At 35.0% G+C, this 16,535-nt stretch carries 9 protein-coding genes; all 9 read left to right on the top strand.

Annotated features, from left to right (window positions below; all coding sequences use genetic code 11):
* Positions 1–29 precede the first annotated feature (29 nt).
* The 9 genes from Q4Q47_RS00575 (at position 30) to Q4Q47_RS00535 (ending at position 15,866) form a co-directional block, all read left to right on the top strand.
* Positions 30–3,623, top strand: a complete 3,594-nt coding sequence (locus tag Q4Q47_RS00575; RefSeq protein ID WP_303304707.1) for a sialate O-acetylesterase — start codon at positions 30–32, stop codon at positions 3,621–3,623.
* Between the two features lie 89 nt (positions 3,624–3,712).
* Positions 3,713–4,954, top strand: a complete 1,242-nt coding sequence (locus Q4Q47_RS00570) for an alpha/beta hydrolase family protein (RefSeq protein ID WP_303304706.1) — start codon at positions 3,713–3,715, stop codon at positions 4,952–4,954.
* Positions 4,955–4,997: 43 nt separating this feature from the next.
* The gene (locus tag Q4Q47_RS00565) at positions 4,998–6,317 is read left to right on the top strand and encodes an SGNH/GDSL hydrolase family protein (protein ID WP_303304705.1); all 1,320 of its coding nucleotides are present in this window, start codon (positions 4,998–5,000) and stop codon (positions 6,315–6,317) included.
* A gap of 3 nt (positions 6,318–6,320) precedes the next feature.
* Positions 6,321–8,408 (top strand): glycoside hydrolase family 172 protein, encoded by a 2,088-nt coding sequence (locus Q4Q47_RS00560; protein WP_303304704.1) that lies wholly within the window; start codon positions 6,321–6,323, stop codon positions 8,406–8,408.
* Positions 8,409–8,633: 225 nt separating this feature from the next.
* On the top strand, positions 8,634–10,250 hold the full coding sequence (locus Q4Q47_RS00555) for a UxaA family hydrolase (protein ID WP_303304703.1): 1,617 nt from the start codon (positions 8,634–8,636) through the stop codon (positions 10,248–10,250).
* A 103-nt stretch (positions 10,251–10,353) separates the two neighbouring features.
* The gene (locus Q4Q47_RS00550; RefSeq protein ID WP_303304702.1) at positions 10,354–11,829 is read left to right on the top strand and encodes an alpha-L-fucosidase; all 1,476 of its coding nucleotides are present in this window, start codon (positions 10,354–10,356) and stop codon (positions 11,827–11,829) included.
* A 111-nt stretch (positions 11,830–11,940) separates the two neighbouring features.
* Complete coding sequence (locus Q4Q47_RS00545; RefSeq protein WP_303304701.1) at positions 11,941–12,795, top strand: fumarylacetoacetate hydrolase family protein; 855 nt, start codon at positions 11,941–11,943, stop codon at positions 12,793–12,795.
* An 88-nt stretch (positions 12,796–12,883) separates the two neighbouring features.
* Positions 12,884–15,031 (top strand): GDSL-type esterase/lipase family protein, encoded by a 2,148-nt coding sequence (locus Q4Q47_RS00540; protein WP_303304700.1) that lies wholly within the window; start codon positions 12,884–12,886, stop codon positions 15,029–15,031.
* A gap of 10 nt (positions 15,032–15,041) precedes the next feature.
* Positions 15,042–15,866 carry an amidohydrolase family protein gene (locus Q4Q47_RS00535; protein WP_303304699.1) on the top strand — a complete coding sequence of 275 codons (825 nt, stop codon included), beginning with the start codon at positions 15,042–15,044 and terminating at the stop codon, positions 15,864–15,866.
* Positions 15,867–16,535 lie beyond the last annotated feature (669 nt).

Raw genomic sequence — 16,535 nt, 5'->3', positions numbered from 1 at the left:
CAGAACAAAAATATTAACCTAACCATAGCATGAAAAAAATGAAATTAACTCCGTCTTTATTGTCCATAACATTCATTTTGCTTATCACTTTTTCAGCGATAGGCCAATCCACTAAAGAAAAAGACAATTTCCATATTTTTATTCTTATGGGGCAATCCAATATGGCAGGTTATGGAGAACTATTACCAGAAGACAAACTTCCAATAGAAGGTGTTAAAATGTTACGCGGATGGACCCAAGAAGGGAAGAGGTTCTCTTGGGAAGCAGCAAAACATCCCATACATAATCGTTTAGGAAGCGATCAATTTGGTTTAGCAGGATCTTTTGCACAAGCCTACCAGAAAGCACATCCTGGAGTTACAATTGGGTTAATCCCGGTAGCCTATGGCGGCGCTGAGATAGCTTCGCTTAATAAAGGAACCGATGTTTATAAAGATGCTCTTAATAAAGCTAAGTGGGCAAATAAACAAGGTATCATAAAAGGTGTGCTCTGGCACCAAGGAGAATCTGATACGGTAGATCCCGAAAAAGCAAAAAAGTACAAAGAACAACTTAAACGACTTGTTTTTGATTTTCGTAAAGACATAAAAGATTCAAGTTTGCCTTTTATTGTAGGCAATTTGGCAGAGTTTTATGGTACAGGACCAGATCATAGTGCTCCGGAACGTGTGAAACAAATTAATACAGTGCGTCAAAGTCTAAGAGATTTACCTAAAGAACTGCCTCAGGTAGCCTATGTAGAATCTGCAGGTTTGAAAGCAAGAGAGCACCATCAAGTACATTTTGACAGAGCTTCACTAATTACTTTTGGTAAGCGTTATGCCGCAGTTTATGAAACATTAAGTTTGAATAATGAGCCAAAGGCGAGTGTTAAATCCGATTGGTTGTTGGATGGCTCATTATACAAAGCCAATGTGTATAAAGGTAAGCGTAATGACGAGATCATAATATCTAATGGGTTGTTGCGAAGAGTTTTTAGAATAGTACCGAATGCAGCTACTGTACGTTTAGACAATCTTGTAACTGGAGAGTCTCTGCTTAGAGGTGTGAAGCCAGAAGCTATTGTGAAAATTAATGGTATAAATTATGAAGTTGGAGGTCTAAAAGGACAGCCCAATTATGCATTTCTTAAACCTGAATGGTTGGATAAAATGACAGCAGATGCCTCTGCTATGCAATATATCGGCTATGAAGTAAGTGAACCAAAGGCACCATTTGAATGGAAAAGGGTACGATCTCATGCAAAAGGAGCTGAATGGCCTCCTAAAGGAATTCATTTAAAGATGGACTATAGTATGCCTGAGCCAAAATCTTTATTGCAAGGAGGTGGGCTGTTGCCTAGTGACTATGGACGAAACGAATTATTTAAAACAGATTTTAGAACGCTTGATAAAATTTGGAAAACCAGAGTGTCTAAAACACATAAGCGTTCATCTTTTGAAAATGAAGGTAAGGTAGGCGAGATTTATACTCCTCAAAACACAGCTGTATATGTAGAAAAACAGTTGGATAAATCGGCAAAAGTTATTGAAGCCACTTTTAATGTAGGTACAGATAAAAGTAAGGAATATGGTCCGGGCATAGCATTGGTTTGGCCAAATAAAACAATAAAATTTTATTTAAGACCGGGAGGCAATACCTATGATGATGGCGTACCTATGTTTGGATTATGGGATGGTCAAAAAGAGCATAAAGCTGCTGGAGGACGTCAAGTACTTGATATGAGTAAGCCATGGACATTGAGATTTCGTATAACAGATGAAAGTGTTTTTTGTGAAGCTAAACCACAGGGTGGTGATTGGATAACTGTTCAAAAGTTGAAATCTTTTGAAACCTTACCAATATCAGTAAGGATTGGCAAGACCAATGCCCGTGGGGAGGGAAAAGATGCTAGTGGGGAAAAGGGTGATTTAGAGCGACTAACTGTGCTGCATTATGCTTCTTATAGCAATCTTAACAATACAACCAAAGGACTTCAGAAGAACGATGTTATAGTTTCAGTACATTACGAATTATATGACGGTATACCTGTTATGTCTAAATGGATTACCGTACAAAATAAAAATAGTGAAGTCATTACAGTTAATAAATTTACCAGTGAAATAATAGCAGCAGTAGAGTATGGTTCTGCAGTAGAAACAAGGGAGTATAATGTTCCCAAACCGAATATTCATGTAGAAACGGATTATGCATTTGGCAGTTTTAATGTAGATGATGCTAATCATCATGCAGTACATTGGGAAGCAGATCCCGATTATGCTACTCAGGTTAATTATTTAAGAGAAACACCTTGTTTATTAAAGGTAGAACCAGAGGTAGGACCTTCAAAAACGTTGAATAATGGAGACACATTTAAATCATTTAGAACATTTGTACTGCCTTATGACAGTTACGATAGAGAAAGACAAGGTATGTCATTGCGAAAAATGTATCGTACGCTGGCCCCTTGGACTACAGAAAACCCATTAATGATGCACGCACGTTTTGCGGATTGGGATAGAGTAAAAATAGCGATTGACCAAGCTTCTGATGCTGGTTTTGAGATGGTCATTCTCACTTTTGGAAGTGGTTTTAATATTGAAGATGATAGTAAAGCATATATGACAAAAATGAAGAAATATGCTGATTATGCTAAAAGTAAAGGTGTTGAAATAGGGGGGTATTCTTTATTAGCATCCAGAAAAGTAGGCGGAGGGCATGATGTTGTCATGCCAGAAGGAGAACGTCCTACTTTTGGAAATTCGCCATGTATTGGAAGTGAATGGGGCCAGGATTATTTTAAGAAATTATATACTTTTTATGAAAAAACCGGCTTTACATTATTAGAACACGATGGTTCGTACCCTGGAGATGTTTGTACAGCAAATCATCACCCTGGACATAAGGGGGTAGATGATTCTCGTTGGAATCAATATGAAACTATTTCCAAATTCTATCAATGGTGCCGTTCTAATGGTATTTATCTTAATATTCCAGATTATTACTATATGGCAGGAGGTAATAAATGTGGTATGGGATATCGTGAAGTTAACTGGAGTTTGCCTAGAAACCAGCAATTAGTACATACCAGACAAAATATATACGATGGAGGCTGGCAGAAAACACCTTCTATGGGTTGGATGTTTGTGCCTTTAACAGAATACCAAGGTGGAGGATCGGCTGCTACTATAGAACCTCTTAATGAGCATTTAAGTCATTACGAAATGATGATGGTTAGTAATCTAGGAGGAGGTGTACAAGCCTGTTTTAGAGGGCCAAGACTTTTTGATACAGACAAAACAAAGACCATGGTAAAAGGAGTTGTAAATTGGTATAAAAAACACCGAGAAGTACTAGATGGAGACATTATTCATTTGCGTAGAGCAGATGGTTATGATTTGGATTACTGGCTTAATGTAAACGCTCAAGGAAAAGAAAAGGGAATGCTAATGGTTTACAACCCAACAGATAAACCCATTACAAAAGAAATAAAAGTACCCCTTTATTATACTGGATTGAAAGATCAAGTGATTACTAAATCTCAAGAAGGTATATCAAAAACATATAATTTGAATAGGGATTACACAGTAGAACTAGAAGTAAAAGTGCCAGCAGGGAGTTATACTTGGATGGTGTTTGAATAAGCCATATTAGTAGACATTAATTGAAATGCTCAAAGACAAATTTTATCTTAAAAATTTAAAAAAAGTAAAAAGAACAAATGAAATATAGTATGAAAATTAGAGTTTCTTTACTACTTTTTTTGATATTGGTTTTGACAGCATGTGCCAAGCGAGAAAAAAATAAGACTCCAATTATAGATCAATCTTTAATTAAAGTTGATAATTTAATATGGAATTTAGATGCTCTACAAGAGGTGCCGCCATTTAAGTATTTGGATAGCACCTCTAAAGTAAGAGAGATCATGTTTAAAGGTGTTGACCATCAAGGGAAAGAAACTCAAGTGCTTGCCTATTATTCTAACCCTGATATTTTAAAAACGGGCACCAATCTGGGGAATAAATTCCCAGGCGTAGTCTTAATATCTGGAGGAGACCAGCCTGCTTTTAAAGAATGGGTAGAACGTTGGGCTCATGAAGGGTACGCTGCTATAACCTGCGATTACGGAAACACCAGAATGTCTGAAGCAGGCGGTCCTGTTTTTAGAAATCTTGAAGAGCAGTTAAGAGGAATTTATGATGCTATAGAACAAGGCCCTAAAGCGGTACGTTCTTATCGAACTGCAGCAAGTGCCATATTAGCACATTCCTTACTGTTAAGTTTTCCAGAGGTTAAAAAAAATAAAACAGCGGTAACAGGTATTAGTTGGGGAGGTTTTCAAACATGCATTGTATCTGGCATTGATAATCGTTTTAAAGCTGCAACTTCTGTATATGGTAGTGCATTTCATGATGAAATAGCTTTAGATAAAAATCACTTTAGTAAGTTAGATTCAACGTATAGAGCGCTCTGGATGGATAAGATAGACCCTAAAAACTATATAATTTACTCGCAATGCCCCACGCTCTTTATAAATGGGAACACAGATGGTTGTTTTGATATTGTCCCTTTTGATAAGACAACTAAACTGATTCCCGAAAAGAATAGATATGTTAAAATCACGCCAAATATGGAACATGATCACCCTATTGCATGGGAATCAAAAGAAATAGCAGCATTTTTTAACTCAATCTTTAAAGATGGTACGCCATTGGCAAAAATAACAGGAACTAATAAGCATGATTCAATTATTAAATTTAATTACGAGAGTACGGTAACACTTAAACAAGCAAAATTCTATTATTCTAACGATACCATCAACATTAATGAAAAACGTATTTGGCAATCTATTCCGGCTAAAATATTTGATGATATCATTGAAAGTCCAGTTCCTGAAGAAGGATACCTATTAGGATTTCTTTATGTGGAAGATATTATGAATTTAGGAATCTCCAGTGAATTATTAATCAACTAAAAAATCAAAATCATTGAACTTTAAAAGCATATACAAAATGAAAATGCGATACCTAAAGCTTTTAATTGTTCTCTTATTTTTTAGTGTATATGTTTGGGGGCAATCAAATGGGCAACTTTCTTTAAAAAACGACGAAAGTATTGTTTGGGTGGGTAATAGTATTACGCATCAATGTAGGTACTCTCAGTATGTTGAAAATTATCTTTTTACCCGTTTTCCTGATAAGAGGTTTGATTTTCATACCGCGGGAGTATCTGGTGATAAAGTGGCAGATGCCTTAGCACGTTTCGATTTGGATATAGCCCGATATAAACCCGATCATATTACCATACTTTTGGGAATGAATGATGGATCTTACAAAAAATTTGACAAATCTACTTTTGAGACCTATCAGCTAGGGATGTTAAAATTGCTTTCTAAAATTGATAGTATTGGAGCAAAGCCTATTATTATGTCACCTACTATGTTTGATGCAAAATTTGCTAGTACAACAGGTTGGTTTCCAGATCAATCTTATTTTCCTGAATACAATGGTGTATTGGCTTACTATAGTGCATGGCTAAGAGAAATAGCTTGGGAGAAAGACTGCCTCTTTGTCGACTTAAGAACCAGTCTTAATCAAATTACTTCAGAAAAGAGAAAAGAGTACGAAGGTTTTACCATAGTTCCTGATGGAATACATCCTAATCCAGTAGGGTTGGCAGTTATGGCTACCGATATCATTAAGCAATTATTTGGGGAAGAACCATTATCGGAAATTCATTTGGAATTAGTCAAAAATAAAGAAGCAATATCTACTATAAAAGGAGGAATAATGAGCTATTTGAAAATTTCTCGTAAAAAAGTAGCTTTTGATTTTTACCCCGAATCTTTACCATGGGTTATACCCGAAAAAGCCAAAGAAGGTATTAATTTGGCGGGAATAAATAGAATAAATAATGAAATTCTATCCATTTCAGGGCTTGCACGAGGAAGCTATACTATTTATGTAGATGACGTAGCCATTGCAAATAGTACAGCTAGAGAATTAACTAAAGGGATTGATTTGAGTGGGGATACAACAATGTCTCATTATAAGCAATCTTTAACTATTGCAGCACTTAATCAACGACGTAACAAAAAACTATTTCAGCTACGAGAACTTTGGTATCACAAAAAAGCATTAAGTGAAAAGAGAAAAGTAGTACTCGTAATGCCAAATGATGTTAAAATATTAAAAGAGATAGATAAGCATAAAGAAGTCATTAGCAATTTTAGTCAAAAAGAGAAAAAAATATTAGCTCAGACCCATGCATTGCAAATACAGATTTATAAAAATAACAAACCTATCAAGCGTAGTTATCAAATAATAAAAAATAAATAAACAATGAAAAAAGTCAATTTATTATTTTTAATGTTAGGAGTCTCCTTTGCCATCTCATGTTTAAATACATCTGTTGAAAAAGAAATTAACCTTACAACCTTACTCAACGAAATGGTAGATCGCGAACAAATAGCCGAATTTCCTACCATTAATTATCAATCGCTACAAGCAAGTAGCTATAATCGTGAATCAGTCTCACCAGACAAACCAGGTTGGTTTGCCGATAGCGATGGCGTTAGTGCCATAAGGACAGAAGAAAATAATGGTAAAAAAGAATGGGTACTCATGGAAGATGAAGGGCCAGGAGTAATAACCAAAATTTGGGCTGTTTGTTTCTATTATGGTTTGGACAATACAACTGGAGCTAATATCAATTTTTATTTAGATGGCGAAACAACACCAACCATTTCTACCAATTTCTTTAAGCTGGTAAAAGGACAAGATTTTGTAAAAGCACCGTTTGCGGACGAATCCACCAGAGCTGGAAATCTTTATTTCCCAATACCTTATGCTAAAAGTTGTAAAATTACTATGGATAACAAGGCTTTCTACAACATCATCAACTATAGAAAGTATCCAGCAGGAACTAAAGTGAAAACTTTTACCATGGAAGAATTTAATCAAACTGCCGAATGGCAACAAAAGGTGGGTCATATTCTAAATACGAAACCAGAGCCAGAAGGAGAAAAAGATACAATGATTAAGACCCTTGGAAGAGGAGACCAAATTGCCATGAATTTTGGAAAAGGGGGGGCTATTAAGCAGTTGGAAATCAAATTAGATGAAACCGAAAATATGGCACAAGCATTGCGTTCCGTAGTACTGAAAGCCACTTTTGATGGTAAAGAAACAGTCTGGGTTCCGGTTGGCGACTTTTTTAATAATGTGGGCAAAAGTCATCCTTATGATATGTGGGAAAGAACCGTAAAGCCAAATGGTACCATGGTTTGCCGCTGGATCATGCCCTTTGAAAAAGAAGCCCAGATATATCTAGAAAATATGAGTGATTTAAGTGTGAAAGCCCAGTTAACATTAACTACGGATGAATATAAATGGACAGAAAATTCGATGCATTTTTACGCGACTTGGCAAATGGATGATCCTGTGCCTACGTTTCCATTATTTGATTATAACTTTTTAGAAGCGCAGGGCAAAGGAGTGATTGTAGGTGATGAATGGGCTGTATTAAACCCCATAGAAGGTTGGTGGGGAGAAGGTGATGAGAAAATATATATAGATGATGACATTGAAAAAAACTTTCCTTCCCATTTTGGCACAGGTACAGAAGATTATTATGGATGGGCAGGCGGTAAAGTACCAACCTCGAAAGACGAATTCTCAAAACCCTTCTTGGGAAATATTATTGTCGCAGATCCTAACTCAAAGGGTTACAATGTATGTACACGTACTCGTGTTTTGGATGCCATTCCATTTAAGGAGAAAATCAAATTTGATGTAGAGTCCTCTTGTGGTAAGCGAAGCAAATCTCATTTTTTGCAATATGCTCAAACTACTTTTTGGTATGGAGTACCTGGAGTTAAACATAATAAAAAACCACTACCAATAATGGCAGAAAAAAAACTGCCTGTTATTGCCGATTTGGAAGCTTTGATAGAACATGCAGAAAAAGAACACTATATAGTGGATGGTGCTTTAGAAGCAGAAATTTTGAACATAACCAATAAAAGTAAAACTGTAGAAGAAAACTTTGCTGAAATCCCAGAGTGGGGAGAATTGAGTAATGGTGACATGAAAAATATTTGGTTTGAAAACAAAGGTGATTTTGCAGAATTAAAAATTACCGAACAATTCGAAAAATCAATAATCAGTTTCAGTGCTACAGTTGGTCAACCCTGCGGTGATTTTAATATTTATGTAAATGGCGAATTAAAGAAGATGCAAGATTTATATTCAGAGCATGGTGGTATGACAAACCCCTATGTGAGCTTAGGTGAATGTAACCCGGTTGATAATACTTTTATTATCAAGTTTGAATACAAAGGAGCAGGAGAGAAAGGAAGCCATGTAAAAGGAAAACGTGCCTTGGGATTGGATTTCTTTTTGATTGAAAATAATTTTATGAATAGATAGAATCAGTATAAAGAGAATATATTTTCTGCGTTTTTGAGTTCATTATAATACTCTTTTTAAATGATTTCGTTAGCAGTGAAATATAGGATTTATTTATAGTTTTATGAGAGCGTTTAAAATAATAACAAGTGCAAAAATAGTATTGATTTAAGTTGTTTTATTGGTAGATATACCATCTTTTAAAAATTAATTTTGTGGCTACAACATTGTTAACACAGAAGAAAATTGAAAAACTATTTAATTATATCACCTAGTGATAATGTAGCCGTTGCTCTTGAAGATTTGCAAAAAGGAGATGTTTTAAACATTGATGGTAATGAATTAATCATAACAGAAAGAATTCCAATAAAGCATAAGATTTCTTTAGAGTCATTTAAAGAAGGCGATATGATCACTATGTATGGTGTTCCTGTAGGTAGAGTAATTAAACCAATTGCATTAGGGACTCAGATAACAGTAGATAATGTAAAACATGAGTCTGCACCCTATGGCTATAAGGAACATGCATATACATTTAATAAACCAAATGTAACGCATTTAAAAAATAAGACTTTTTTAGGTTATCATAGAAAAGATGGTCAAGTAGGAACTGCAAATTATTGGATTTTTATTCCAATGGTATTTTGTCAAAATAGAAATTTAAAAGTCCTTAAAGAAGCTTTTGAAGCCGAATTAGGTTTAAAAAAAGAAAACCCATATCGATTAAAAATCAGAGAGATGGTTCATGGAGTTTCAGAAGAAACGTATACAGAAGCATCAGAAAACCTGACAGACCGTGTTTTTCAAAATTTGGATGGCATTAAATTTTTAACCCATGAAGGCGGTTGTGGTGGTACCCGTGATGATGCTCAAGCCTTGGTAAACCTTTTAGCGGGCTATATAAAGAATCCAAATGTTGCAGGTGCTACAGTAATGAGTCTAGGCTGTCAGCATGCACAAGTAAGTATGATTCAAGAAGCACTAAATAAATCTTTTAAAACTGACAAACCAGTTTATTACTTTGAACAGCAGCAGTATCCTACAGAAAATGAGATGCTTATTTCTGCCATTGAAGCAACTTATAAAGGGCTAGAAGAAGCCAATTCGATTACTAGACAACTAGCACCTTTAAGTAAGTTGAGCATAGGTTTAGAATGTGGTGGATCTGATGGGTTTTCTGGTATTACAGCAAATCCCTTAATGGGGCTTGTTTCAGATAAAATTAATACTTTAGGAGGTAAAAGTATTCTTTCAGAGTTCCCGGAATTATGTGGTGTAGAACAAGATTTAATTGATAGATGTGAAACCGAAGAAATTGCTGAGAAGTTTATTCATATTATGGATAGTTATAGTAAAAGAGCGGAAGATGTGGGTTCTGGATTTGATATGAATCCTTCACCAGGTAATATTAAAGACGGCTTGATTACCGATGCTATTAAATCTGCTGGAGCAGCTACTAAAGGAGGAAGAAGCCCTGTGGCTGATGTTATAGACTATGGAGAGTACGCAAATAAACAAGGACTTAATTTATTATGCACTCCAGGAAACGATGTAGAATCAACCACTGGTTTAGCAGGTTTTGGTTCAAACATTATTTTGTTTTCTACAGGATTAGGAACACCAACAGGAAATATAGTGTGCCCAACTATAAAAATTTCTACTAATTCTATACTACCTACGAAGATGAAAGATATCATAGATTTTGATGCAGGTAGATTAATTTCAGAACAAGTATCGCAAGAGGATTTGTCGGAAGAATTAATAGATTTAATTATAGATGTAGCCAGTGGAAAACATAAAACTTGCGCTGAAAAATTAGGGCAAGATGATTTTATTCCATGGAAGAGAGGGGTTTCACTTTAAATATTATATATGGCAATTTTTACTTTTTCACTTCACTCCAAAAAGTTTAAATGAGTTCAATAATAAAAAAGAAGTTTGTTAAATAATAAATATATAAAACACCATGAAGAAAGTAATAGTTTTATTAATAATAAGTGCCTCATTTAGCTTTAATATACAGGGGCAAACAACCTATCAACCTACCTGGGAATCTATAGATTCACGTCCAGTAGCACAGTGGTTTGGGGATGCTAAATTTGGAATTTTTATACACTGGGGTCCCTATTCAGTTCCGGCATGGTCGCCTAAAGGGACATACTCAGAATGGTATCAACGTTGGATGCAAGGTAGAAACCTTTTTGGAAACGGAGATTTTAAAGGTGATGAAGTAACACGGTATCATGAGAAGACCTATGGTCCACATTTTAGTTACTATGAGTTTGGAGATATGTTTAAAGCCGACTTATTTGAGCCGGATGATTGGGCAGATTTATTTGAAGAATCCGGAGCAAAATATATTATGTTAACTACTAAACATCACGACGGATTTACATTATGGCCCAGTAAAGAGGCAAACGATAGAGGGTTTGCATGGAACAGTGTTGATATTGGACCAAAAAGAGATTTGGTAGGCGAATTAACAACTGCTGTAAAAAAGACAGATGTAAAGATGGGCTTTTATTATTCTTTATATGAATGGTATCACCCTTGGTGGCAAAATGATAAAGAACGTTTTGTATCCGAACACTTCCATCCACAATTTAAAGACTTAGTAGAAAAATACCAGCCGGATGCATTGTGGGGTGATGGCGAATGGGATATGGAGGCTGAAAAGTGGAAAACCCCCGAATTATTAGCATGGCTTTTTAACGAATCTTCAGTAAAAGATAATGTTGTAATTAATGATCGTTGGGGAAAAGGCATTAGGAAAAAACATGGAGGTTATTTTACAACCGAATACGAATCGGAAGCTCCAGAATTTACAAAACCATGGGAAGAATGTCGTGGTATGGGCTTTTCTTTTGGTTACAATCAGAATGAAGATGTACAAGATTATAATTCTCCAAAAACATTAACCCTTATGCTTGTTAATATTGTAAGTACAGGAGGGAATTTATTGTTAGATATCGGACCAGATTCCAGAGGGAGAATACCAGTCATTATGCAAGAACGATTAAAACAAATTGGGGCATGGTTAAAAATAAATGGAGAAGCTATTTATAAAACAAAGCCATGGAACAAGTCGTTTCAATGGTCTATAAAAGGGAAACAAGATTATAAACCCAAACAGCACTATTTAGGTGGCGATTTTATATTAAAACAAACCATAGACCCAGAACCAGGTTATGGTGTTAAAGAACTTTTCTTTACTCGGAATGAATCGGCATATTATGCGATAAGTCCTAAATGGCCTGGTAAATCATTCACTATACGAAAATTTAAACCTTCTAAAAAGGCAAAAGTTACTTTATTGGCTACAGGAGAGGCATTGCAATGGCGTATGGAAGGAAGGAATATGATAATAGACATGCCTGCATTTAATCCTAACAGGGTCACTGAAGAAGACTACTATGCATGGGCTTTTAAAATTACTAAATAAAACAGAAATTATATTTGCTAAGCTAGAAAAGGCTATCAAAACGGTTTTAAAAAACCAAAGAATAACAGAAATATAGCTAAAATTAAAGAGAGAAATAATCAAAAGGAAAAAATGAAATTAATACGATTTGGAGCAGTAGGCAATGAAAAACCAGGTATAGAATTAGAAGATGGATCGAGAATAGATGTATCAGCATTTGGTGAAGATTATAACGAAAATTTCTTCGGAACAGAAGGAGTAGAACGTTTAGCATTATGGTTAAAGAATAATGGGCCAACGTGCCCGATAATTAGTGGCGATGCCCGTTTAGGATCTCCATTAGTTAGACCTTCCAAATTGGTTTGTGTGGGACTAAATTATGCGCAACATGCTGCAGAGAGTGGCATGGCAATTCCAAAAGAACCTGTATTGTTCTTTAAATCTACCAGTGCCATTGTAGGGCCCAATGATGACATTATTATCCCAAAAGGAAGCGAAAAAACCGATTGGGAAGTTGAACTAGCTATTGTAATAGGTAAAAAAGCATCTTATGTAGAAGAGGCAAATGCTTTAGAGCATATAGCAGGTTATGTATTACATAATGATGTTAGTGAAAGAGCTTTTCAAATAGAGAAAGAAGGACAATGGTGTAAAGGTAAAGGTTGTGATACGTTTGCACCCTTAGGTCCTTTTATTGCTACTCAAGACGAAATACCAAATCCGAATAATCTAAACTTATGGTTAAAACTTAATGGAGACATGGTACAAAATAGTAATACTTCCGATTTTATTTTTAATGTACAGGAAGTAGTAAGTTACATTAGCCAGTTTATGACCTTACTACCGGGAGATGTTATTTCTACCGGTACACCATTTGGAGTTGGTTTAGGTTTTGACCCACCAAAGTATCTTAAACCGGGAGATGTCGTAGAATTAGGGATAGATGGTTTAGGCACATCAAAACAAATAACGAAAGCATATAAATAAACAATTAGGGAGAATAGTAAACAAAATGTAGTTCATGATTTTTTTATATACGGCGTGTAGCACAGATGGGTTCAATAATTAGATATAGATGGAAGTTAAATATTTATTAAAGTTAGTAGTTCATTTTTTAATTGTTTTGTCTTGTCTAGGATGTAAAGAAATAGCCAACAAAGCGAAGCCTATAAAAATTGCTTGTATAGGTAATAGTATTACCTACGGGGCAGGTGTATCAAATAGAGAACAGAACGCATATCCAAAGCAATTACAGGCCATGTTAGGAGATGCTTATTTTGTTGAGAATTTTGGAGTGAGTGGAAATACCTTATTAAAAAAAGGAGATGATCCATATTGGGAGTCTAATGCATACCAAGAAGCTTTAGAGTTCACTCCAGATGTGGTATTTATAAAATTAGGAACTAATGATACCAAGCAACAAAATAGAGTTTATTTAGATACGGATTTTGAAACCGATTATAAAGAATTGATACAATCTTTTAAGAACAAGAATAAAGATACCAGAATTGTTTTATTACTCCCGGTTCCTTCTTTTTTAGAAGATACTACCAGTATTTGGAATCCTATCATAAAAAATAAAATCATTCCATTAACGCAAAAAGTAGCTTATGATACAAAAAGTGAAGTCATTGACCTGTATCAACTGTTTATTGACTCACCAAGCCTTCTTCCAGATGGCGTTCATCCTTCATCATTAGGCGCTACACGAATCGCTAGGAGGTTGTACGAAGCTATAGTTCAAAAGACAGCTAAAAATAGTCAAGGATTTGACCTCTCAAGAATTGCGGAAATAAAGCAGTTTGATTTTCATGGATTTACCCAAACGGATTTTCAATATAATTCTAATCCTTGTAAAATAGTAGAACCAAAACGGATAGCAGAAGGTAAACCTTGGGTGCTACGTGCACGGTTTTGGGGGCATGAACCGCAAACCGATATGGCTTTATTAGAAAGAGGTTTTCATATTGCATATTGTGATGTTGCTCATTTTTTTGGAAATGGAGAAGCTGTAGATCGTTGGAATAATTTTTATAAATTAATGATTGAAAACGGGTTTTCAAAAAAAGTAGTTTTAGAAGGAATGAGTCGTGGTGGTTTAATAGTCTATAATTGGGCAGCCGAAAATCCTGAAAAAGTAGCTTGTATCTATGCCGATGCTCCTGTTTTAGATGGAACAAGTTGGCCTGGAGGTAAAGGAAAAGGTATTGGAAGTGCTGATGATTGGGAAATTTTTAAAAAGATGTATCATATTGCTTCAGAAAAAGCATTAGTAGATTTTAAAGGAAATCCAATACATAAAACAGCTAGTATTGCCAAAGCAGGGTTTCCTATGATGCACGTTTGTGGTGAAGCAGATAAGGTGGTTCCAGTAAATGAAAACACGCGTTTATTCGAACAAAAAATTGAAGAAGCTGGCGGAAATATTTCGACCATTTATAAAGCAGATGTTGGGCATCATCCACACAGTTTAGAAAACTCAACACCCATTGTAGATTTTATTTTACAAGCTACTAAGCGTAAAATTAATTTTGCAACTATTATAGCACCCGGATCAGAATACCGCTCTGCTGCCGGTTGGGAAGAAGGAAAAGGCTGGTGGTATCAGATGAAAGATATTGATTCTTTGATTCGTAATTCGGGAAAACTTGATTTATTATTAATAGGAAACTCCATTACACAAGGCTGGGGAGGGAGTCGTACACTTACCACATATAAACCCGGTCAACAAGCTGCAGATATTTATTTTAAAGACCTAAATTGGGTAAGTGCTGGGATTTCTGGTGACAGAACAGAGCACGTTGCTTGGAGGTTGAAAAATGGATATTATGATAAGGGAGACCCTAAAATGGTTACCCTAGCAATAGGAGTTAATAATTTTGCATTTAACACGGCTGAAGAAATAGCCGAAGGCATTGCGCTAGACATTAAATTGATAGAAGAAAAACTTCCCAAATCTAAAATATTATTTTTTGGCCCATTACCAACCGGTACAAAAGTAGATTCAGGTGCAAGAAAAAAATACAATAAGATACACGAATTGATTTCGCATTTAGCCTCCAAAAAGCATGTCCATTATTATAATATGCTAAAGGCTTTTAGTGATGAAAATGGTGATTTAAAAAAGGACTATTATGGAGGAGATGGTATCCACTTAAACCCTGGAGGTTATAATGCTTGGGGAGCATTTATTAGAGAACAATATAATAAATTGATTAAATAGCCTTTTAATAATGAAAATAGATGCACATCAACACTTTTGGAAATACAATCCCGTACGTGATGCTTGGATTGATGATTCTATGACGGTAATCCGGAAAGATTTTTTACCTCAAGATTTAAAACCTATTCTTGAAGCTAATACAATAGATGGTTGTATAGCGGTACAAGCAGACCAATCTGAAAATGAAACAGATTTTCTTTTACAATGTGCTATAGAAAACCCTTTTATAAAAGGAGTCGTAGGATGGGTTGATCTTTTGAGTGATAATGTAGAGGAACGTCTTGAATATTACTCTAAAAATAACATATTAAAAGGTGTTCGGCACATTGTACAGGCCGAAGCTAATGATTTTATGTTAAGAAAAGATTTTCAAAACGGAATTAGCAAGCTGCAACAATTTAATTTGACTTATGATATTTTAGTGTTTCCACCACAATTGGAAGCGGCAATTCAATTGGTTAGAGAATTTCCAAATCAAAAATTCGTGTTAGATCACATAGCAAAACCGTATATAAAGGATGCGAAAATTCATGATTGGAAGATCAACATGTCAACATTAGCCAAAGCACCAAATGTATATTGTAAAGTCTCAGGAATGGTAACAGAAGCCGATTTAAAGCAATGGAGATTGTCAGATTTTCAACCGTATTTAGATGTGGTTTTTGAAGCTTTTGGAATAGATAGAATCATGTATGGTTCAGACTGGCCCGTATGTTTGTTAGCAGCAGAATATCAAGAACAATTAAATATTATTGAAACCTATATTTCAAGGTTTTCATCAGATGACAAAATAAAAATAATGGGTAATAACGCGATACGTTTTTACAATTTATAGATTATGAACTCATTTAAAGTTTTTTAATTATAGCGAAAATGAGTCATTTTTTATTTGGTAGCTAGTTTTGCAGAAATGGGGATATTAATCGGGTAAACAAAATCATGAATTTAAATTAAAAAAGAACAAAGAGTCAATTAACAGAAAATTATTTTGCTATAAAACTCTTTTAACTGTCGTTTGAACTTTTTTAAATCAAAAAAGTATCAGTTAAAGTCCTTTTATTGGTAGATATAAATTCATTCAAAAATTATTTTTGTTAAAAATTCTTTATTATTAGGTATGTTAGTTTAACTTTTATGCCAAATGAATTTTAAAATGAGCCTTAAATAATTTGAATTATATCACACTCAGATAAATAATAAAATCCAAGCATAGCCTAGTTATGGTTTTATTAGTGAAACTTTGTTTTGAAAAGTTGCGAAGCAATGCCTTCAAAACAGCTAGTTGAACCACGCCTTTGTCGTGGCAGGCTAATCCCGCTTCATGTGCTGAACTTGCTTCGGTATCTAACGGGATCTTAGGTTTAATACCTCAACCCTTGGGGCGATTTTCAAAGGCCAGAGCTTGCTCTGGGGTTAAACCTTTTATTTTATTATTTATCTGAGTGTGATAGAAACGAATTATAAGGCTTACTTACTGTTTATTTGGTATTATAACAGAAAGATT

The sequence above is a fragment of the Flavivirga spongiicola genome (assembly GCF_030540825.1).
Lineage (GTDB): Bacteria > Bacteroidota > Bacteroidia > Flavobacteriales > Flavobacteriaceae > Flavivirga > Flavivirga spongiicola.
Note: the sequence above shows the minus strand (reverse complement) of the source record. Positions and strands in the feature narration are given on the sequence as shown.